The following is a 20,331-nucleotide window of genomic DNA, read 5'->3' as shown; positions in this document are numbered from 1 at the left end:
ATAACAACAACATCTTACTGGAGAAATGCAATGTCCCGAATTCCTCAACAACTGACGATGGGCGTGATCATCGGCAACCGCGGATTTTTCCCGAGCTATCTGGTGGCAGAAGCGCGCGAGCAGGCGATTGCCCTGTTTGGCCGCCTGGGTATCAACACCATCATGCTCGATCCGAGCCAGACCGAACTCGGCGGCGTCGAAACCCGTCAGGATGCCAAAGTCTGCGCCGAACTGTTTCGCGCTCATCGCGATCGCATTCACGGCGTGGTGGTGCTGTTGCCCAACTTCGGCGATGAAAAAGCGATTGCGGAAACCCTGCGTCTCTCCGGCCTGAACGTGCCGGTGCTGGTCCAGGCCGAGGAGGACAACCTCGACAAAATGGGGCTGGCAACCCGCCGGGACAGCTTCTGCGGCAAGATCTCCCTGTGCAACAACCTGCGTCAGTACGGCATTCCGTTCACCCTCACTACCCAGCACGTCTGCGCTCTGACCGGCGAGGTGTTTGAGCAGGATTTACGGCGCTTCGAACAGGTGTGCCGCGTGGTCACCAGCATGCGCGGCGTGCGCGTGGGGGCGATCGGTGCCCGTCCGGCAGGCTTTAACACCGTGCGCTACAGCGAGAAACTGCTGGAACGCCTGGGCATTGCGGTGGAAACCCTCGACCTGTCTGAAGTCTTTACCCGGATTAAAACCCTGCGCGATGACGATATCCGGGTGGATGAAAAACGCCGGATCCTGATCGACAATGCCGACGCCAGCCGTATTCCGGCCGACAAGCTGGTGACCATGGCGAAGCTGTTTGTGGTCATCAGTGAGTGGGTGGTCGCCAACGACATTGATACCACCGCCATTCAGTGCTGGACCTCCCTGCAGGAGAACCTCGGGATTAACGTCTGCTCAATCATGAGCGTGATGTCCGGGCAGCTGATGCCGAGCGCCTGTGAAGTGGACGTGATGGGGGCGCTGTCGATGTTCGCCCTGGCCAGCAGCAATATGAATCCGGCCTCGATTGCCGACTGGAATAATAATTTCGGCGACGATCGCGACAAATGCGTTCTGTTCCACTGCGGCAATTTCGCCGCCTCCAGCCTTGAATCCCCACATATGGGCACCGCCGATATCATCGGCACCACCGTCGGGAAAGAGAACACCTGCGGCGCGGTTCATGGGCGTCTGAAAAGCGGTCCACTGACCTACTTCCGCCTGAGCACCGACGATCTCACCGGGGAGATCAAAGCTTACGTCGGCCAGGGACAGTCGGTAGACGATCCGCTGGATACGGTGGGCTGCCGGGCGGTGATCCAGGTTCCGCATCTGGAGAACCTGCTGAACTGGATCTGCCGCAACGGCTTTGAGCACCACGTGGCGATGAACCACTCGGCCAGCGCGGAGATCCTGCATGAGGCCTTCACCCGCTACCTCGGCGTCTCAACTTATCTCCATCGCTAAGGCCGGAGGCCGCTATGTCGGTGAACAAGGACATCATTATTGCCCTCGACGAGGGCACCACCAACGCCAAAGCGGTGGCGCTGGACGCCAACGGGCACGTGGTGGCGAGCTTCTCACGGGCGCTGGCGATCCAGACCCCGCACGAAGGCTGGGTGGAGCAATCCGCTGAACTGCTGGTTGAAGCCTCGCTTGAGGTGGTGGCCCGGGCTATTGCCACCGTCGGAGTAGATCGTGTTGCCGCCCTGGCGATCAGCAATCAGCGTGAAACCGTGGTGGGCTGGGATCGGGCAAGCGGCAAGCCCATTGCTCCGGCGCTCAGCTGGCAGTGCTCCCGCACCGCGGCCTTTTGCCACCAGCTGCGTGAGCAGGGCCACGGACCGAACATCAAAGCAGCGACCGGCTTACCCATCGCGCCGCTGTTTTCGGCCTCCAAAATGCGCTGGCTGCTGGATAACACCCCTGACGGTGCGCCGCGTGCCGCCCGGGGCGAGATCTGCCTCGGCACTGTCGACAGCTGGCTGCTGTGGAACCTGACCCAGGGTCAGGCCTTCAACTGCGACTATGCCAACGCCGCCCGCACCCAGCTGATGAATCTGCACGCTGCGGACTGGGACCCGGAGATGCTGGCGCTGTTTGGCATCCCGCGCGCGGCGCTACCGGATATCAAGCCCTCCAGCGGCCTGTTTGGTTACACCCGCGGCTGCCCGTCGATCCCGGACGGACTGCCGGTGATGGCGATGATCGGTGATTCCCACGCCGCGCTGTTTGCCCACGGTCTGGGCGCCGAAGGTTGCGTGAAAGCCACCTATGGCACCGGTTCGTCAGTGATGGCGCCGGTCTCCTCCGCTCGCTGCGACGTCAGCGCCCTGGCGACTACCGTGGCGTGGCATGACGGTGACAATCTGGTCTACGGTCTGGAGGGCAATATTCCCCACACCGGCGATGCGGTGGCGTGGATGGCGGACAGCACCGGTTTAAGCGAGCTGTCGCAGGCGGAGCTGGCTCATGAGCTAAACACCCTTCCCCGCTCGGTGGATTCGACCCTCGGGGTCTATTTTGTTCCCGCCCTTACCGGTCTCGGCGCACCCTGGTGGGATGAAAACGCCCGCGGCATGATCCACGGCCTGAGCCGGGGGGTGAAGCGAGCGCATCTGATCCGCGCGGCGCTGGAATCGATCGCCTACCAGATTGCTGACGTGGTGCAGGCGATGCGCGTCCATCCAGGCTTTACCCTGAACGCGCTGATGGTCGACGGCGGGCCGACGAAAAACGACTGGCTGATGCAGTATCAGGCGGACCTCCTTGGCTGCCCGGTGATGCGCAGCGACGTGGCAGAACTTTCCGCGATGGGGGCAGCGCTGCTGGCGCGTAAGGCGCTGTTCAATCTGACCACCGCGCAGCTGCGCCAGTATCTGCCGGAACATGTCACTTTTAGCCCGGATATGGCGCGTCACGCCCGGTTGCAGACCCGCTGGCAGGCCTGGCAGGAGACGGTTGCGCGGGTCAGGACGTAAAAATGCCCCGTCCGGCTCATCACCAGACGGGGCAAAAAAACGGGTGCCTGTACCAGACCGACAACCGGATAAGCGGGGATTACTCCCCGCATACCGCTACTTCTTCGTTTCGTAAGCGAGAACAGCTTTCACTTCCATATCGCGCTCCTTAAAGCTCAGTTCGCATAACTGCTCGTGAACCAGAAACGTGACTCCCAGCACCGTTAAACTCAGGACCAGGAGCGCCGCAAAGGCGTACTTGTTAAGCATGTCATTGCCTCCTTGCTAAGAAGAGGCTACCATCCAAATTGCTTAGGTTTGGGTAGGTAGCCCCGGTTAATGGAAACATCTCCGGGGCTTTTGCTTTCTGACTCACCACACCTGCCTGAGCTCAGAAAGCATCAGGCACCCGCCGCAATATTACTCCCGTACCGTCGAAAAGATCGCCTTTAAGCTGGATATTTAACCAGTAAAATAGCGTTTTCAGAATACGTTTAGATCTTCGGTTGAAGAATAAAAATGCCCCGCCTGACTCATCACCAGACGGGGCAAAAAAACGGGTGCCTGCACCAGACCGACAACTGGATAAGCGGGGATTGCTCCCCGCGTACCGCTACTTCTTCGTTTCGTAAGCGAGAACAGCTTTCACTTCCATATCGCGCTCCTTAAAGCTCAGTTCGCATAACTGCTCGTGAACCAGAAACGTGACTCCCAGCACCGTTAAACTCAGGACCAGGAGCGCCGCAAAGGCGTACTTGTTAAGCATGTCATTGCCTCCTTGCTAAGAAGAGGCTACCATCCAAATTGTTGAGGTTTGGTTTGGTAGCCCCGGTTGATGGAAACATCTCCGGGGCTTTTGCTTTCTGACTCACCACACCTGCCTGAGCTCAGAAAGCATCAGGCACCCGCCGCAATATTACTCCCGTACCGTCGAAAAAATCGCCTTTAAGCTGGATATTTAACCAGTAAAATGACGTTTTCAGAATACGTTCAGGTCGCTGAAAAATCAGACCGATTCCGGGCGGACATGAAATGTCTCAAGCCGCCTGATTTGCCGTCCTTCAGCATCAAAATTATCCGCGGCCAGCCAGCCGCGAATAGCTGCATCCCGTTCCGGCCATTCGCTGTCGATAATCGACAGCATATCGCTGTCGCGGTTACGGCCTTTGCGCACCAGTTTCTGACGCAGCCGCCCTTCCCAGGTAAAGCCCAGGCGATCGGCGGCCCGGCGGGAGGCAATATTCATCGAATCGCACTTCCACTCCAGACGGCGATAGCCGCGTTCGAAGCCGTACTTCAGCAGCAGCCAGACAGCCTCAGTGCCGAGCGGGCTGTTTTTCATTTTCCGCGACCAGGTGACATGACCTATCTCCACCGAGCCCAGCTGCTGTTCAATCGCCATATAACAGACCAGCCCGACGGCGCGCTCGCTGTGGCGATCGATCACCGCAAAGGGCACCAGCCCTTCGTCCTGCACTTTAATCTGCAACCAGTCGACGGTGGCCTCGACGCTGGCAGGCTGATTGCTGGCAAGCCAGGTCCAGTCGCTGTCATCACCTAAGGCATAAGCCTCGAACAGATCTACCGCATGTTCTACCGCATCCAGTGGTTCAAGGCGGCAAAAACGCCCTTCCAGCACTCCACGCTCTAATACGCTGGCCCCTTGCCAGTCGGGAACAGGATCGTTAACGGTCTGCCCCCAGATATTAATTTCCGGCACGCTCTACCCCTTTTGTTTGTTAATAGATTGTTATTTCACAATACAGGATTGACGACATAACAGTACTGCTGAATCGACTGAAACTACAGCAGGTGTTTGATCGGGGGTCATGCTCAGAGGGGGACATCGGATGAAACAGTGGTATTGCCCGGCGGCGCTGCGCTTGCACGGGCCTACAAGGTGGGGTGAGATTTGTAGGCCGGGTAAGGCGTAGCCGCCACCCGGCACTGCAGATTACATCAGGTTCTTAAGCTGTTTCACCGTGGCATCGATATCGATTTCATCTTCGGAGAAGATGAACGTTTTGCCCTGGAAAGTGGTGATCGCCAGTTTTTTCACCGTGCGCATCTCACTTGCTTTCGCAGTTGATTTTGGGGCGATATTACCCATCAGGCTCTTCACCGACAGCACCTCTTTATCAAGTTTGGTGTCGCCAGACTCTTCTTCGCTGTAGACGAGATAAGACTTGATGGAGGTGATCTTATGGCGTTCGCCATCAATGAAGATGTATTTGCTTTCCGGGACCACTTTTACCGCAAAGGCAGACAACCCTTTGTTATTGGTGGTGGGTTCGAACGTCACCGCGGCATCTTTCTTAATCAGCTCAGGGTTGGCGACCTTAATCACATGAAAATAACGGTTATCGCCGTTTTCATCTTTGATAAATCCAAAACCCTTGTCTTCAAACCAGGTTGTGATTGTTCCGTTCATCGCCATTACCGTTACCGCCTAATTAATCGTTTATCAACTCAACTTTTGCCGCGCGCAGTGTAAAGCACAATGTCTGCACAGACCACGCCTTTAATACAAGGAACTACTCATTGCCCCACTGATTGAGGAAATTGGCAATATCATCGATACGCTGGGCATTAATACCGGCTTCCACCGCCATCTCAGTCTGCGCCGCTTCGCTGATCTCTTCGTTATTCATCAGACGGGTGATCAGCAGTTGAAAATAGAGCGCCAGGGGATCACGCTCTGCTTCGCTCACCGGGGTTGCAGCTTCCGTCGTGTACTCATCCACGATGTCATAATATTTAATTGGTACGTCGTTGCTCATAAGGGATCCTCAGGGTGTCAGTTTCTGCCTGGATAATAGCATTCTCACGACGTTTTTTCCGCGAGCCCGACAATAGACTTGCTCATGTTGATCCCGGTAATTCCAAAACCGCTGCTCTCGTAGAGATGCCGGGCGCGGGCATTATCCCCTGCTACACGCAGTCTGATCTCTTTAAAACCCTTCTCGCACAGATGCGCTTCAAGAGCGCGGAGAGTCTGTTTACCCAGCCCCTGTCCCTGGCAAGAGGTGAAAATATGAAAATCATAGATAAACACTGAGCGCATCATCGTATCGGGTTTGTACCAGAGATAACCGACATGCCTGTCGGTCTGATCTATTGGCGCAACAAGAGAGAGTAAAACGTGTCCATGCGTATTCACGCCTTCAGGAAGCATTTCGGCAATTTCCTGCTTTGCTCTGGCAACAGAATCATGTTGAGAGAGCCCGTAGTTTGTGGCGATCTCCCCGGCATAATCATCAATAAAATAATCCAGATAAGCAGGATACTCATCTTCTGTCAGGGGTCGAAACGAGACCATGGCTTACTCCTTAGCGTTGATAATCAGGCCAATATTAATAGCGATAACGACTCTGGAGCGTCAAGGTAGACTGAGCCTCTCCCACAGTCAGAAGGAGAACGTCACCCGTTGTCTATACTCAACTCATCACAGACAACGGAGTGCGCTATGCCTTTACCCGACTTTCATTCTTCTGAGCCCTACACCCTCGGCATCGAACTGGAGCTGCAGGTGGTTAACCCGCCGGGCTACGATCTGAGCCAGGACTCGTCCGCCCTGATCGACGCCGTGAAAAACGATATTAAAGCCGGGGAGGTGAAGCACGATATCACCGAAAGCATGCTGGAGATCGCCACTGGCGTGTGCCACAACATCGACCAGGCGGCGGCGCAATTTTCCGCCATGCAGCAGAGCATTCTGCGTGCGGCGGCGGAGCACCATATCCAAATCTGCGGCGGCGGCACGCATCCGTTTCAGAAATGGCAGCGTCAGCAGGTGTGCGAGGACGAGCGGTATAACGCCACCCTGGAGCGCTTTGGCTATCTGATCTTGCAGGCCACGGTATTCGGCCAGCACGTCCACGTCGGGTGCCGCACCGGCGATGAGGCCATCTATCTGCTGCACGGCCTGTCGCGCTTCGTGCCGCACTTTATCGCCCTGGCGGCAACCTCCCCCTATATGCAGGGCACCGACACGAAATTTGCCTCCTCGCGACTCAACATCTTCTCCGGGTTTCCGGACAACGGCCTGATGCCGTGGGTCAACAGCTGGCAGGAGTTCGAGGGGCTGTTCCGCCGCCTGAGCCACACCAGCATGATCGACAGCATTAAAGATCTGCACTGGGACATTCGCCCGAGCCCGCATTTCGGCACCGTCGAGGTGCGGGTGATGGATACGCCGCTGACGCTGGCCCATGCCATCAACATCGCCGGGCTGATTCAGGCCACCTCGCACTGGCTGCTGACCACGCGGCCTTATAAACATCAGGAGCAGGATTTCTTACTGTACCGCTTCAACCGTTTTCAGGCCTGTCGCTACGGGTTAGCGGGGATCCTGACGGACGTGCATACCGGCGAGCAGAAAACCATCGCCGAGGATCTCGCCTGGCTACTGGAGCGCGTCGCGCCGTCCGCCGAGAAGCTGGGTGCCACAAGCGCGATTCAGGAAATTACCCTGATGCTTAAGCAGGGCAAGAGCGAGGCGCAGCGCATGCGGGACTTTATCGCAGACGGTGGCTCGCTCATCTCCTTAGTGCAAAAACATGCCGAACTGTGGGCTACAAGTCCGTAAGCCGGTGTCCCCACTCACGCAGGCGCTGGAACAGCACGAACAGCGCCGGGATAAAGACAATCCCTACCACGGTGGCCACCAGCATGCCGCTGAACACCGTGGTACCGATGATGCGGCGGCTCTGGGCTCCCGCCCCGGTCGCCAGCATCATCGGTAGTACCCCGATAATGAACGACACCGCGGTCATCATCACTGCCCGGAAGCGGCGGGAGGCCCCCTCTCTCGCGGCATCGACAATCGCCATCCCCTCCATCCGCCGCGCGCGGGCGAACTCAACGATCAGAATCGCGTTCTTGGCGGCAAGGGCTATCAGTAGCACCAGGCCAATCTGCACATACACGTCGTTGGCGTATCCAGCGGCCCACAGCCACACCAGCGCACCGCCGATGGCGAACAGTACCGAGAGCATCACGCTCGCCGGTAAAGTCCAGCTCTCGTACTGGGCAACAAGGAACAGCCACGCCATCACCACCGCCGCCAGCACGATCCAGATCGCCTGATTCCCGGTCTGCTGCTCCTGATACGACATCCCGCTCCAGGCGTAGTCGTACCCGGCAGGCAGGTTATCCGCCAGAAGCTCAGCCATCGCCGCCATCGCCGTGCTGCTGCTCACCCCTTCTGCCGCCGAGCCGCTTACCGACACCGACGGGAACTGGTTGTACTGCTGCAGGAAAGGCGCGCCGACGGTCGGGGTGATGGTGACGAGGTTGCTCAGGCGCACCCGCTCGCCATTGTTGCTGCGCACGAACAGCTCGCTGATTTGCTCTGCGCGCTCGCGCCACTGCATCTCGTTTTGCATCACCACGTGGTAGACGCGGTTGTTGACGCTGAAGTCCCCGGCTCGCGTGCCGCCAAAAGCGGTTTGCAGGCTGCTGAAGATGCGCGAGACCGGCACGTCAAGGCGCGCGGCGCGCTCGCGGTCAACGGTCAGGGTCAGCTGGGGTACGTTACTGCTCCAGGTAGTGAACACCCGGCTCAACTGCGGATGCTGGTTGGCCTTCGCCAGCACTTGTCGTGTAACGCGCTCCAGCTCCGCCGGGCTCTGCCCTGCCTGGGCCTGAATGCGCAGGTCGAAACCGGAGGCGTTGCCCAGCCCCGGCAGCGTCGGCGGGGCAAAGGTCATAATGGTCGCCTCCGGCAGGGCCAGCAGCTGGCGCTGCAGGGTGCCCATCACCTCATCCAGGGCGGGACGCTCGCTCCAGTCCTTCAGCATCACGGAGATAAACCCGCCGTTAGAGGCGCTGGTGCCGTTGAGAATGTTAAACCCGGAGACCTGAATCACGTCCTCCACCGCCGGATTTTTAGCAATCAGTTCGCGTGCCGCGGTCATCACCGCTTCGGTACGCTCCAGCGAAGCCGACTCCGGCAGTTGAACGCTGGCGAAGAAGTAGCCCTGATCCTCCTGGGGCAGGAAGCCTTTTGGCATCGACATAAAGCTGAACACCACTACGGCCGCCGCACCTGCGGTCGCCAGCAGCGCCAGCCACGGGCGCAGGTTGAACGCGCTGACAATCCGGGTGTAAAGGTTGCGCGTCGCATCCAGCCCGCGGTTAAAGCCACGGTAAATCGCCGCCGGGCGCTCAGGGCGCGGACGCAGCAGCAGCGCGCAAAGCGCGGGCGTCAGGGTCAACGCCACCAGGCTTGAGAGGGTCACCGCAGTGGAAAGCGTCACCGCAAACTGACGGTAGAGCTCGCCGACAATCCCTGGCAGCAGCGCCACCGGGACAAATACCGCCAGCAGCACCAGAGTGGTGGCAATCACCGGCCCGGCAATCTGACGCAGGGCCTGCGCGGTGGCCGCCGTGCGGCTCTGCCCTTCTGCCATCAGGGTTTCCACACTCTCCACCACCACGATGGCGTCATCCACCACCATGGTCAGGGCCAGAATAATGGCGAACAGGCTGAGCGTGTTGGCCGAGTATCCCAACGTATAGAGCACTGCAAAAGTGCCCACCAGCGACACCGGAATGGCGAGGGCCACAATCAGCGTCGCGCGCCAGCTCTGCAGGAACAGGGAGACCACCACCACCACGGCCAGCAGGGTCAGCGCCAGAGAGACGCCAATCTCCTTGATGGTCGCGGCGACAAACTGCGTGGTGTCGAACTTCACTTCCCAGGTCAGATCGTCCGGAAAACGTGTCGATAAGCGCTCCAGCTCGGCGCGCACCGCGTCGGCCACGCGCAGAGCGTTGGCGGACGGCGTGGGATAGATGCCGAGATAGGCGGAGTCATGCCCGTTCAGCTGCGCGCCGGAGCTGTAGCTGCGCGAGCCAAGTTCGATACTGGCGACATCCTTCAGGCGCACCAGCTGGCCCATATCCCCCGCGCGGATAATGATCCCGGCGAAATCTTCGGCCTGATTTAAGCGCCCCAGCCCGTTAATGGTCAGGGTCTGCTGCTGGCCGTTAAACACCGGAGGCGTCCCCACCTGGCCTGCGGCGCCCTGCACGTTCTGCTCGCGCAGGGCCTGGGCCACGTCGTCGGTGGTGACGTTGAGGGCGTTCATGCGGTCCGGACGCAGCCAGATGCGCATGCTGTAGTCGCGCGCGCCAAACATCTGCACCTGCCCGACGCCCGGCAGGCGGGACAGCGCCTCGCGCACCTGGGTGCTGGCGTAGTTGCTGACCAACAGCGGCGAGTGGGACTTATTCGGTGAGTAAAGGCTTACCCCCATCATCAGGTTGGTGGCGCGTTTGCGCACCTGGACGCCGTTTTGCTGCGCCTCGGCGGGCAGTTGCGCCACCGCCTGCGCCACGCGGTTTTGCACGTCGATGGCGGCCAGATCCGGATCGGTGCCCGCCGCAAAGGTGATGTTGAGGCTGTACGCGCCCTCGTCCGAACTGGTGGACTCCATATAGAGCATGTGGTCCACGCCGTTGAGCTGGGTCTCCAGCGGCGTGGCGATGGCCTCCGCCACGTCAGCCGAGCTGGCGCCGGGCCAACTGGCCGATACATTCACTACCGGCGGCGTGATCTGCGGATACTGCTCCACCGGAATCATCTTCAGCGCGATGGCCCCCAGCAGGGTGATAACCAGCGCAATCACCATCGCAAAGCGCGGGCGTTTGATGAAAAACGTCAGCATGATGGCTCCTTAATTCAGTATCTGGACGGCTGCGCCAGGCTGCACCCGCTGCGCGCCGTCAGTAATCGCTCGCTCACCGGACGCGATGCCAGAGGCGATCTGAAACTGCTGGCCGATCTGCCCGGCAACCTTCAGCGAACGCATTTCTGCTTTGCCGTCGGCGTTAACCACCCAGGCAAAGAATCCGTCGCCGTTTTGCTGCACCGCCGCGGCGGGCAGGGTCAGCACCGGCTCCTCGCTTGCCGGGCGCAGAAACAGATTCACATTGCCGCCGGGCAGCAGCTGATGACGCGGGTTGGCGAACTCGGCGCGCAGCATCACGCTGGCAGTGCGCGGGTCGATGCGGTTATCCACCGAGGTCAGTTCCCCGCTGATGCGCTGGCCGTTGCTCTCTATCAGGGCCCGCCAGGCCTTTTTCATGGTGCTGATATCCGCATGCTGTCCGGCTTTGGTGGCAAACGCCCCCTCCTCCAGCGCAAAGGCGATGCGGATCGGGTCGAGCTGCACCACCTCCACCAGCACGCCGCTTGCAGGATTCACCAGGCTGCCCACGTGGAAGCGGCTGTGCCCCACGCGACCATCAATCGGCGCAGTAATGCGCGTGTACGCCAGGGTGACGTTGCGGGTTTCAAGCCGGGCTCTGGCCTGCTCCAGCGCCGCGCTGGCGACGTCGCGCTGCATGCGGGCGTTATCCACATCATGACGGCTGATGGCGTTGTTGTTGCCCAGGCTTTCAAAGCGGGAGAGCTGCTGCTGCGCCTGACGCAGGGTGGCTTCGGCGCTCTTCACCTCGGCCTGGGCCAGACGCACGGCGGCACGCGGCTCGGCATCGTCCAGTTCAAACAGCAGGTCGCCTTTTTTCACATACTCCCCGTCGCGGAAGTGAATATTGGTGATCGCCCCCTCGGTGCGGGCCCGCAGCTCAACGGTGTGAATGGCTTCAACGCGGCCCGGGATCTGGCGCTCGGCGGCGTGGGGGGTCTGCTCCACGGTGGCGACACGCACAGGAATGGCGGCGAAGGCGGGTTGCAGGGTGCAGGCGAGGAGTGCGCTGGTCAGGGCGGCGCGCAGGAAAATGCGTTTCATCGGGATTATCTCGGTGTTTGTCCCCTCACCCCGGCCCTCTCCCCAAAGGGGCGAGGGAGAAAACCGGGCGATCCCCTCTCCCCTATGGGGAGAGGGTTAGGGTGAGGGGTAAGGTTTTTGTTATGCAGCCTTACGGAACCTGCGGGTCAGTCGCTTCTCGATTTCGACAATGAAGAACATCGCGCTCGCGATCCCCAGGGTGACACCCCAGTAGCGCAGCGGCAGGGCTTCGGTGCCGAACAGCATCTGCATAAACGGCAGGTAGATAATCGCCAGCTGCAGCAGGAGCAGCACGCCCGTTACCAGCCAGATCCCTTTGTTCGCCAGCAGGCCGCGGTTGAGGGAGAAGCCTTCGGTGTTGCGGCAGTTAATCATGTAGACCCACTGGGCGCAGACCAGCATCTGCAGCAGCACGGTACGGATGAACTCCGCGCTGTGGCCGCGCGGGGCCAGCCAGGCTTCCAGCGCAAAGGCGGCGACGGCAATCAGGGTCCCGACGAAGGCCACGCGCCAGACGGCATAGGCATCCATGACGTGCTGACCGGTCTGACGCGGCGGACGACGCATGATGTTGCGCTCGGCGGCTTCAAAGGCGAGGCCGAAGGAGAGCGTGGCGGAGGTGGCCATGTTCATCCACAAAATCAGCACCGGCGTCAGCGGAATGATGTTCCCCGCCAGCAGGGCAATCACAATCAGCAGCCCCTGCGCGAGGTTGGTCGGCATGATGAACAGAATGGTTTTCTTCAGGTTGTCGTAGACGCGACGCCCCTCTTTCACCGCGCTGGCGATGGTGGCGAAGTTATCGTCCGTCAGCACCATGTCGGCGGCCTCTTTGGTCACTTCGGTGCCCTTGATACCCATGGCGATACCCACGTCCGCCTGGCGCAGGGCCGGAGCGTCGTTCACACCGTCGCCGGTCATGCCGACGATCTCGCCCTGCTCCTGCAAGGCCTGCACCAGACGCAGCTTATGCTCCGGGCTGGTGCGGGCGAAGATGTCGTACTCCACCGCCGCTTTTGCCAGCTCAGTATCATCCATATGCTCCAGCTGATAGCCGGTTACCGCCTGGGCGCTGTTGGTGATCCCCAGCATCTGGCCGATGCTCATCGCGGTCTGGGGGTGATCTCCAGTGATCATCTTCACGCGGATCCCCGCCTGCTGGCAGGCGTGAATAGCGTCGATTGCCTCCGGGCGTGGCGGGTCCATCATCCCGGCGATGCCGAGGAAGATCAGGCCGTGGCTGAGATCGTCGTGAGTCAGCGACTGCTCGCCGTTGGCCGGTTTGAACGCCGCAGCCACCATGCGCAGCCCCTGGCGGGCATAACGCTCCATCTCCGCTTCCCAGTACGCGCGGTTAAAGGCTTCGGCCCCGTGACGGGTCTGCTGCTGCGAGCAGAGGGCGAAAAGCACGTCCGGCGCGCCGGTGATCAGGATCTGCTCCTCACTGCCGATCTGGTAGTGGGTGCTCATGTACTTGTACTGCGAGTCGAACGGGATCTTATTGATAAGCGTGGTAATGACCGGCGCAAGGTGGGCTTTTGCCGCCAGCACCTTCAGCGCGCCTTCGGTCGGCCCACCGGTGATGCCCCACAGGCCGCGCTCGTCCTGAATCATCTGGCTGTCGTTACACAGGTCGACGGTGCGCAGATACTGCTCCAGCACGGTGCCCGGCTGGATCTGCACCGGCTCGTCGCTGCCTTCAAGGCAGATATTGCCTTCCGGAGCATAGCTGTCACCCCCGACGCGATAGCAGCTGTCGGCGGTGATAATCGCTTTGACAGTCATTTCGTTCATGGTCAGGGTGCCGGTTTTATCCGAGCAGACCACGGTCATCGCTCCGAGCGTTTCTACGGTAGGCAGTTTGCGGATAATCGCCCGCTTACGCGCCATCGCCTGCACGCCCAGCGACAGGATAATCGAGATAATGGCTGGCAGACCTTCCGGTACCGCGGCCACTGCCAGGCTGATTAACGACAGCAGCAGCTCGCCAATCGGCATATCGCGCAGCAGCAGGCTGAAGATAAACAGCGCGACCATCATCGCCATGATCAGGCCGAAGATGGCTTTGCCGAGTTTGTCCATCTGCACCAGCAGCGGGGTGCGGTGCTTTTCAATGCCGGCCATCATCTGGTTGATGTGGCCCAGTTCGGTCTCCTGGCCAGTGGCAATCACCACGCCCATGCCGCCGCCTGCGCTAACGGTGGTGCCGGAAAACAGCAGATTGGTGCGGTCGCCGAGGGTTAATTCTCCGGTTAAGGGCTGAATATGTTTATCGACCACCGTGGATTCACCGGTCAGGATCGCCTCTTCCACGCGTAAATTATGCGCTTCAATGACCCGCATATCTGCCGGAATACGATCCCCGGCGCGCAATACAATAATATCCCCGGGAACTATTTCAGTTGTCGGTATTGTTTCGTGAACGCCCTCACGAATAACGCGCGCATCACTGGCGAGCATATTTCGGATACTGCTCAGTGATTTCTCGGCGTTGCTCTCCTGAATATGACCAATTAAGGCATTAATCACCGCCACACCCAGAATCACCAGCGTATCGACCCAGTGGCCCATAATGGCAGTTAATACCGCGGCGGCCAGCAGGACGTAAATTAAGACGTCGTTAAAATGGGCCAGAAAACGCAGCCATGCTGGTCTGGCTTTTTTTTCCGGCAGGGCATTCGGGCCATGCTGCTGCAGGCGCGCCTGCGCCTCGGTGCGGCTCAGGCCGGCAGCGGTGCTGCGCTGTGCCTCAAGGGTCTGTTCGACGGTCTGCTGATAAGCCTGCGTCGGTGCGTGGCCCGGGTTGGACCGGGGCGTGTGGGTATGATGCATTTTGGTCATATTTCAGCTCCTTCAATTTGCGGTGAGCAAAAGCCTGAATTCCATGTCTGCTTTTATAAATCGTCGGGCGTTAATTTAATGGGTTGTCAGGACAATTAATTTAACGCACTATTATTTCTGTCGATGGCATTAAACAGATAACGTTTCATTTCAATAGAGTGATTTTTACAAATTATTTCTAAACCGAAACTAAACGAGAGGTAAGCATGTTTGGGATTTATCGCGGGCGTCGCCTGGCGTTATATATTATCGTTGCCATTGTTATTGCGACGTTAATTGGATATAGCACATATACCTTCGTAAAATTATTTGCCGGAGGGTGACAATAATTTACGTTAATCCAGATTAGTTGAATTAGCGGACACCTGTCGGGAAAATATCAGCGAATTAATGGGCGATTATTTATCGCCCGCGCGCGTTGCGGTTGATATTGCTTTACGAAGCCCTATCCGTGACAATGTTATTTTTAACTGACGATTAACATAATTATGAAACACCCACTGGAATCGCTGTTAACGGCAGGCGGCATCTTGTTGATGGCCTTTCTCTCCGTTCTGCTGCTGCCTGCCCCTTCCCTGGGGCTGGTGGTGGCGCAGAAACTGATGAGCACCTTCCATCTGATGGATCTCAACCAGCTCTACACCATTATCTTCTGCCTGTGGTTTTTACTGCTCGGCGCCGTGGAGTTCTTTATCCTGCGCTTCGTCTGGCGCCGCTGGTTTTCCCGGGCGTCGTAAGCCGGTGAAATCACGCATCCCGTGGATCAGCGCTTCACACCAGGCCGCGTAGTCGTGGCCGCTTGACGACGGGTGGAAGCTGACGCGATAGCCTTTCTCCTGCAAAACCTTTTCGAAATCCTTCGTGGTGCGGTAGATCCCGCCCCCTGGCCCCGTGGTTTCAAACTTACCGGCCTGCAGCCAGAAGCGGACCGGATACGGTGGAGACTGCTGATACTGACGCGTCAGCCAGCCGGACGCTTCACCTTTCGGCGCCCACCAGTACGAGCCAGAAAGACTTAGCACGTTGCCAAACAGCCGCGGATAGCGCAACGCCACCCATGAGGAGGCTATGCCTCCGTAGCTTGAACCCGCCAGCACCGTTTTCTGCCGCTGCATCGCCATCCCCTGCCCGCGCAACCACGGGAGCAGTTCATGGGCCATAAAGTCGGCGAAATCCGGGTTCGGCGGTAGCTCTTTACTGCGTCGGGCGTGATCGAGGCTGTCGATAAACACCAGGTTGACGGGCGGCAGGTGATGGCGGGCAATCAGGCCATCCAGCACGTTAGCGAAATGGTAGTCGTCCTGATAGATTTGCCCATCGAAGAGAATTAACGTCCAGCGCGCGGGCTGGGCAGTGCGCGGTTTGTAGATCATCACTTCACGCGCATTGCCAAGGATTGTGCTGTTAACCATCTGGCGGGTCAGCGTGCCGCTCACCAGCGGCTGGGCTGCGGCCTGCGCCGAGCAGTAACGTGCCGGGCTGAGATCGAGCAGAGAAAAGCGGTTCCAGCGATCCGCCTTCTGTTCACCAAAGGTGTTTGGATTGAGCGGATCGGCCTGGGCGCTTACGAGGATCGCCCGTCGCTGATCGCGAGGAGAGCCGTCAATCAGCGGCACATCCGGCGCGAGTTTATACTGCATCACCGTGTCGGCGGGGACCACGTAGCTGCGAAACCAGACGTCGCTCTTACCGAGGCGGAACAGCGGATCGTGATCGCCCGCCGGAGAGCCCAGAATAAAGACGTTATCCCGCGCGCCGCGCCACAGGAAGGTGACACGCTTATGGCTGGCATCCACCGGCTCCACCATCGGCGTGCCCTGCTGACGCTGCGCCTGCCAGAACGCATCCGTACTTCCACCGGCAGCAACCGTTTTTGCCAGCACCTGCAGCGTCGGGCTTTCCGGCTCCAGCATTTGCACCCGCGGTAAGGCAGTGGTCTCTTTCATCCGCCACTGAAAACGCCAGGCTTTGCCCTCCTCCCCCTGCAGCACCAGCGAGGTGTTTTGCTTCACGGGCAGGGCAAAGAGCAGCGTGTGTTCCCCATCGGCAGGACCCTTTTCAACCAGGGTGCGAATCTTTCGGTTTTGTTCGTCCAGCAGGCGGGCATCCGTTATGCCGTTCAGCGTGGCGGAAACGTAATTCTCGTCCAGCGGCGGCAGTGAAAAACAGACTTCGCCGCTGGCATCAAACTTCCCCTGTACGTCTCCCTGAAGGGAAGAATGTTCACAGGTCGCCGCCATCGCAGGCAGCGCGCCGATTCCTAATAACAACCCACTCCATACCCTCTTCATTACCGCGTGTCCCCGACGAAATTTGTTACCAACGCTAATGCAAATGGTAATAATTTTCAATATCATTAGAGGAATTGGCGGTTTTGCAGGCCCGGTAAGCGCAGCGCCAACGGGCTACAGGTTTGATGCGTTTAATGCGCCCGGCTGTGGTTATCCTTGCGATAAGCGCCAGGCGGCTGGTTAAAGGTGCGGGTGAAGACGCGGGTAAAGGTTTGCTGGGAGTCAAAACCGTAGCGCAGACAAATGTCGTAGACCTTTTCGTCCGATTCAAGCAGATCCCTCGCCGCCAGCCGCAGCTTACGTTCCCGAATGTACCGCCCCAGACTCTCGCCTTTATATTGCATAAACAGCCGCTGTAGGTGCCATTTGGAATAACCCGCGTGACGGGCGATATCCTCGATCCGCAACGGCTGATGAAGGTTGTCGTCGATCCACTCGACAATGGTGTCGATAACCTGAGCGGAAATAGTCATGTTGCTCTCCCCCTCTGCTCTTCGATTAAACATTATTCCCACCACGCGCGAAATTGTTGCGTGGCATCATCCACTCTGAGCGGCTCACCGAGTTCCGGCGTCAGCAGGCGATACGCTTTATCCTTGCTGGCCTGCGACAGCTTGATCAGCGGGTCATTCCAGGTATGTTTTGCCAGTACAAAGCGCCCGGAGTGACCCGGCACCACCGCCCTGGCGTTCAGATCTGCGGCGGCCTGCGCCGTTTCAGAAGGCTGCATGTGAATGTACTTCCAGTCCTGGTCGTACTGTCCGTTCTCCATGATCGCCAGATCGACTGCACCAAACTGTTCGCCGATGGCGCTAAAGTGCGGGCCGTAGCCAGAATCGCCGCTGTAGAACACCTTCTGCTGCGGGGTGACAAACATAAAGCTGCCCCACAGCGTCTGGTTGCGCTTCAGTCCGCGGCCGGAGAAATGGCGCGCCGGGAGAACGTGTACGGTCAGATCATCGCTGATGCGTACCGACTGATCCCAGTCCCGCTCCTCAATGATGGACGACGCCATGCCCCAGTAGCGCAGATGCGATCCCACCCCGAGCGGCGTGACCACGCGCTTCACTTTCGGCAGCAGCGCCTTGATGGTGGCGTAATCAAGATGATCGTAGTGATCGTGGGAGATAATCAGCAGATCGATATCGGGCATCTCTTCAGCATGCCACGGATACTCTCCGGCAAAGGCTTTGTTAAGGAAGGAGAAGGGTGCGGCATAGTTGCTGAACACCGGATCGATCAGAATACGTTTGCCCGCCAGCTGCAGATACCATGAGGAGTGGCCGAGCCAGACCAGCGTGTCCTGATCCAGCGGCAACTGGGCGAGATCGGTTTTTACCAGCGGCAGCGGCTGGGCCGGACGCGCGTTTTCACGTTTGGTCACCAGAAAATCCCACCAGGCCGCCAGCATGTTCTTGTTGCCGGTAAAGCCCGGCGTGGGCAGGGTGTTATGGAACTGTCCGTCGCGATACTGCGGCGAGGCGGCAAACTCACTCACCTGCGCACCCTGTGGCGGCTGGCCGAATCCGGCATTCAGTACGAACGGCAAACTCGCCGCTGCTGCAATAATCATCACTACCACCAGGCTAATAATAAAACGCTTTTTCATATCCCGACCCGAATTCGCGCCCCATCCGATGGCCTGCGCGGGCAAAACTTGATTATGAGTGAGTAAGCACTCATTATAGAAGTGATGCGAAAGTCGTCAAGACGTTTTAAGATCTTTGACATTCCGCGTTGCAGCCCCGCAAAGAGCATGATTCAATCAGGGTTTTTGCACATTAACTGGAGGAAATGCAGTGGCTCGTCCGAAAAGTGAAGATAAAAAACTGGCGTTGCTGGACGCGGCAACTACCGCTTTTGCCCAGTCGGGCATTGCGGCCTCTACCGCGTTAATCGCCCGCAGCGCAGGGGTGGCTGAAGGCACCCTGTTTCGCTATTTCGCCACCAAAGACGATCTGCTCAACGCCCTCTACCTGCACCTGAAACAGGATCTGTGCCAGACCATGCTGGCGAATATGGACAGGGCCCTTACCCAGCCAAAAGAGCATACCCGCAATATCTGGAACAGCTACATTGACTGGGGGATCCGCAACCCGGTGGCCCACGGCGCCATCCGCCAGCTCGGAGTGAGCGAGAAGATCAACGCTGAAACCGAACAGGCGGTGCACGAGATGTTCCCGGAACTGCATGAACTCTGCCGTCGTTCGATTCGTCCGGTGTTTATGTCTGAAGAATTTCGTCTGTTTGGCGATGCCCTGTTTTTGTCGCTGGCGGAGACGACGATGTCCTTCGCCACCCGCGAACCGGCGCGTGCCACCGAAATCAAGGCGCTGGGTTTTGAAGCCATGTGGCGAGCGCTGGCCGAAGAGGATGTCCATGGACAGTAAAACCCTTACCGCCTGCGCGCAGAAAGTGGCGCTGGAACTGCCGTTTACCGAACAGTGCTGGCCGTTTGGCCCGGAATACGAGGTGTTTAAGGTGAGCGGCAAGATTTTTATGCTAATGGGCAAGGCGCACGGACGTCTGCACGTCAGCCTGAAATCCGATCCGCAAAAATCGCTGCTCAATCAGCAGATCTATCAGGGAATTGAGCCTGGCTACCATCTGAATAAAAAGCACTGGATCTCGATTTACGCCGCAGAGGATATTACCCCGGCGCTGATAGCCGATCTGGTCAACGATTCGTGGCATCTGGTAGTGGATAAGCTGCCGAAAAAAGAGCAAAAACGTCTACGCCCCGGCGGTTAAACGCCCATAATGCCCTTACCTTTGCCCCCTTCCCTTTGTATTATTTTCCCTTTTGTACTGAACCCCAGGAGTCGTAATGGATATCATCTCTGTTGCCTTGAAGCGTCACTCAACCAAGGCCTTTGACCCGAACAAAAAACTGACTGCCGACCAGGCAGAACAGATTAAAACCCTGCTGCAGTACAGCCCGTCCAGCACCAACTCGCAGCCGTGGCACTTTATCGTCGCCAGCACCGAAGAAGGCAAAGCGCGCGTGGCAAAATCCGCAGCCGGTGGCTTTGTCTTTAACGAACGCAAAATGCTGGATGCCTCGCACGTGGTGGTCTTCTGCGCCAAAACCGCGATGGACGATGCATGGCTGACCCGCGTGGTGGATCAGGAAGAGGCCGACGGCCGTTTCGCCACCCCGGAAGCGAAAGCCGCTAACCACAAAGGCCGCACTTTCTTCGCCGATCTGCACCGCGTCGAGCTGAAAGATGACGACCAGTGGATGGCGAAACAGGTTTACCTCAACGTCGGCAACTTCCTGCTGGGCGCGGGCGCCATGGGCCTGGATGCGGTGCCGATTGAAGGCTTCGACGCGGCGGTCCTCGACGAAGAGTTTGGTCTGAAAGAGAAAGGCTTCACCAGCCTGGTGGTGGTGCCGGTTGGGCATCACAGCGTGGAAGATTTTAACGCCACGCTGCCAAAATCACGCCTGCCGCTGAGCACGGTTGTGACTGAGTGCTAATGCAAACGGGCCGCGAA

At 58.7% G+C, this 20,331-nt stretch carries 19 protein-coding genes; 7 read left to right on the top strand and 12 right to left on the bottom strand.

Annotated features, from left to right (window positions below):
* Positions 1-30: 30 nt before the first annotated feature.
* Together G7090_RS05855 and G7090_RS05850 are read left to right on the top strand one after the other, a co-directional pair.
* Positions 31-1,449, top strand: a complete 1,419-nt coding sequence (locus G7090_RS05855) for an L-fucose/L-arabinose isomerase family protein (RefSeq protein ID WP_166181805.1) — start codon at positions 31-33, stop codon at positions 1,447-1,449.
* A gap of 14 nt (positions 1,450-1,463) precedes the next feature.
* Positions 1,464-2,963 carry an FGGY family carbohydrate kinase gene (locus G7090_RS05850; protein ID WP_166181804.1) on the top strand — a complete coding sequence of 500 codons (1,500 nt, stop codon included), beginning with the start codon at positions 1,464-1,466 and terminating at the stop codon, positions 2,961-2,963.
* Between the two features lie 96 nt (positions 2,964-3,059).
* Here the strand turns inward: G7090_RS05850 and G7090_RS05845 are convergent, their stop codons facing one another.
* The 6 genes from G7090_RS05845 to G7090_RS05820 all read right to left on the bottom strand — a co-directional run bounded on the left by G7090_RS05845 (position 3,060) and on the right by G7090_RS05820 (position 6,261).
* A complete protein-coding gene (locus G7090_RS05845) occupies positions 3,060-3,212 on the bottom strand; it encodes a Hok/Gef family protein (RefSeq protein WP_166181803.1) in 153 nt (50 codons plus the stop codon).
* A 343-nt stretch (positions 3,213-3,555) separates the two neighbouring features.
* A complete protein-coding gene (locus G7090_RS05840; protein ID WP_166181803.1) occupies positions 3,556-3,708 on the bottom strand; it encodes a Hok/Gef family protein in 153 nt (50 codons plus the stop codon).
* 240 nt (positions 3,709-3,948) lie between these two features.
* The gene (locus G7090_RS05835) at positions 3,949-4,662 is read right to left on the bottom strand and encodes a GNAT family N-acetyltransferase (RefSeq protein ID WP_106992264.1); all 714 of its coding nucleotides are present in this window, start codon (positions 4,660-4,662) and stop codon (positions 3,949-3,951) included.
* A 234-nt stretch (positions 4,663-4,896) separates the two neighbouring features.
* Positions 4,897-5,379: a cold-shock protein gene (locus tag G7090_RS05830; protein WP_106992263.1), complete on the bottom strand. Its 483-nt coding sequence runs from the start codon at positions 5,377-5,379 to the stop codon at positions 4,897-4,899.
* A gap of 97 nt (positions 5,380-5,476) precedes the next feature.
* A complete protein-coding gene (locus G7090_RS05825) occupies positions 5,477-5,722 on the bottom strand; it encodes a YmjA family protein (RefSeq protein WP_106992262.1) in 246 nt (81 codons plus the stop codon).
* A 44-nt stretch (positions 5,723-5,766) separates the two neighbouring features.
* The gene (locus tag G7090_RS05820; protein WP_166181802.1) at positions 5,767-6,261 is read right to left on the bottom strand and encodes a GNAT family N-acetyltransferase; all 495 of its coding nucleotides are present in this window, start codon (positions 6,259-6,261) and stop codon (positions 5,767-5,769) included.
* A gap of 147 nt (positions 6,262-6,408) precedes the next feature.
* Between G7090_RS05820 and G7090_RS05815 the strand changes: the two genes are divergently transcribed.
* Positions 6,409-7,530 (top strand): YbdK family carboxylate-amine ligase, encoded by a 1,122-nt coding sequence (locus tag G7090_RS05815; protein ID WP_166181801.1) that lies wholly within the window; start codon positions 6,409-6,411, stop codon positions 7,528-7,530.
* On the opposite strand, the gene G7090_RS05810 is transcribed toward G7090_RS05815, so the two are convergent.
* The 3 genes from G7090_RS05810 to G7090_RS05800 form a co-directional block, all read right to left on the bottom strand.
* Complete coding sequence (locus tag G7090_RS05810) at positions 7,517-10,615, bottom strand: efflux RND transporter permease subunit (RefSeq protein WP_166181800.1); 3,099 nt, start codon at positions 10,613-10,615, stop codon at positions 7,517-7,519. The genes G7090_RS05815 and G7090_RS05810 overlap by 14 nt on opposite strands.
* A gap of 9 nt (positions 10,616-10,624) precedes the next feature.
* On the bottom strand, positions 10,625-11,701 hold the full coding sequence (locus tag G7090_RS05805; RefSeq protein ID WP_166181799.1) for an efflux RND transporter periplasmic adaptor subunit: 1,077 nt from the start codon (positions 11,699-11,701) through the stop codon (positions 10,625-10,627).
* Positions 11,702-11,821: 120 nt separating this feature from the next.
* The gene (locus tag G7090_RS05800) at positions 11,822-14,533 is read right to left on the bottom strand and encodes a cation-transporting P-type ATPase (protein ID WP_371811833.1); all 2,712 of its coding nucleotides are present in this window, start codon (positions 14,531-14,533) and stop codon (positions 11,822-11,824) included.
* Between the two features lie 497 nt (positions 14,534-15,030).
* Here G7090_RS05800 and G7090_RS05795 point away from each other — a divergent pair, with 497 nt between their 5' ends.
* The gene (locus G7090_RS05795) at positions 15,031-15,279 is read left to right on the top strand and encodes a DUF1158 domain-containing protein (protein ID WP_106992256.1); all 249 of its coding nucleotides are present in this window, start codon (positions 15,031-15,033) and stop codon (positions 15,277-15,279) included.
* Here G7090_RS05795 and G7090_RS05790 read toward each other — a convergent pair.
* The 3 genes from G7090_RS05790 to G7090_RS05780 all read right to left on the bottom strand — a co-directional run bounded on the left by G7090_RS05790 (position 15,208) and on the right by G7090_RS05780 (position 18,442).
* Positions 15,208-16,833, bottom strand: coding sequence for an alpha/beta hydrolase-fold protein (locus G7090_RS05790; RefSeq protein ID WP_166181797.1), 1,626 nt, complete (start codon positions 16,831-16,833; stop codon positions 15,208-15,210). The genes G7090_RS05795 and G7090_RS05790 overlap by 72 nt on opposite strands.
* 131 nt (positions 16,834-16,964) lie before the next feature.
* Positions 16,965-17,306 carry a RamA family antibiotic efflux transcriptional regulator gene (locus tag G7090_RS05785; RefSeq protein ID WP_106992253.1) on the bottom strand — a complete coding sequence of 114 codons (342 nt, stop codon included), beginning with the start codon at positions 17,304-17,306 and terminating at the stop codon, positions 16,965-16,967.
* A gap of 32 nt (positions 17,307-17,338) precedes the next feature.
* On the bottom strand, positions 17,339-18,442 hold the full coding sequence (locus G7090_RS05780; RefSeq protein ID WP_166181796.1) for an MBL fold metallo-hydrolase: 1,104 nt from the start codon (positions 18,440-18,442) through the stop codon (positions 17,339-17,341).
* A 190-nt stretch (positions 18,443-18,632) separates the two neighbouring features.
* Between G7090_RS05780 and G7090_RS05775 the strand changes: the two genes are divergently transcribed.
* From G7090_RS05775 to nfsB, 3 genes are all read left to right on the top strand, one after another.
* Positions 18,633-19,223, top strand: coding sequence for a TetR/AcrR family transcriptional regulator (locus G7090_RS05775; protein WP_106992251.1), 591 nt, complete (start codon positions 18,633-18,635; stop codon positions 19,221-19,223).
* Complete coding sequence (locus tag G7090_RS05770) at positions 19,213-19,584, top strand: MmcQ/YjbR family DNA-binding protein (protein WP_166181795.1); 372 nt, start codon at positions 19,213-19,215, stop codon at positions 19,582-19,584. Before G7090_RS05775 ends, G7090_RS05770 begins: the two co-directional genes overlap by 11 nt.
* A gap of 76 nt (positions 19,585-19,660) precedes the next feature.
* Complete coding sequence (gene nfsB / locus G7090_RS05765) at positions 19,661-20,314, top strand: oxygen-insensitive NAD(P)H nitroreductase (RefSeq protein WP_166181794.1); 654 nt, start codon at positions 19,661-19,663, stop codon at positions 20,312-20,314.
* Positions 20,315-20,331 lie beyond the last annotated feature (17 nt).

The sequence above is a fragment of the Leclercia sp. 29361 genome (genome assembly GCF_011290365.1).
Taxonomy (GTDB): Bacteria; Pseudomonadota; Gammaproteobacteria; order Enterobacterales; family Enterobacteriaceae; genus Enterobacter; species Enterobacter tamurae.
Note: the sequence above shows the minus strand (reverse complement) of the source record. Positions and strands in the feature narration are given on the sequence as shown.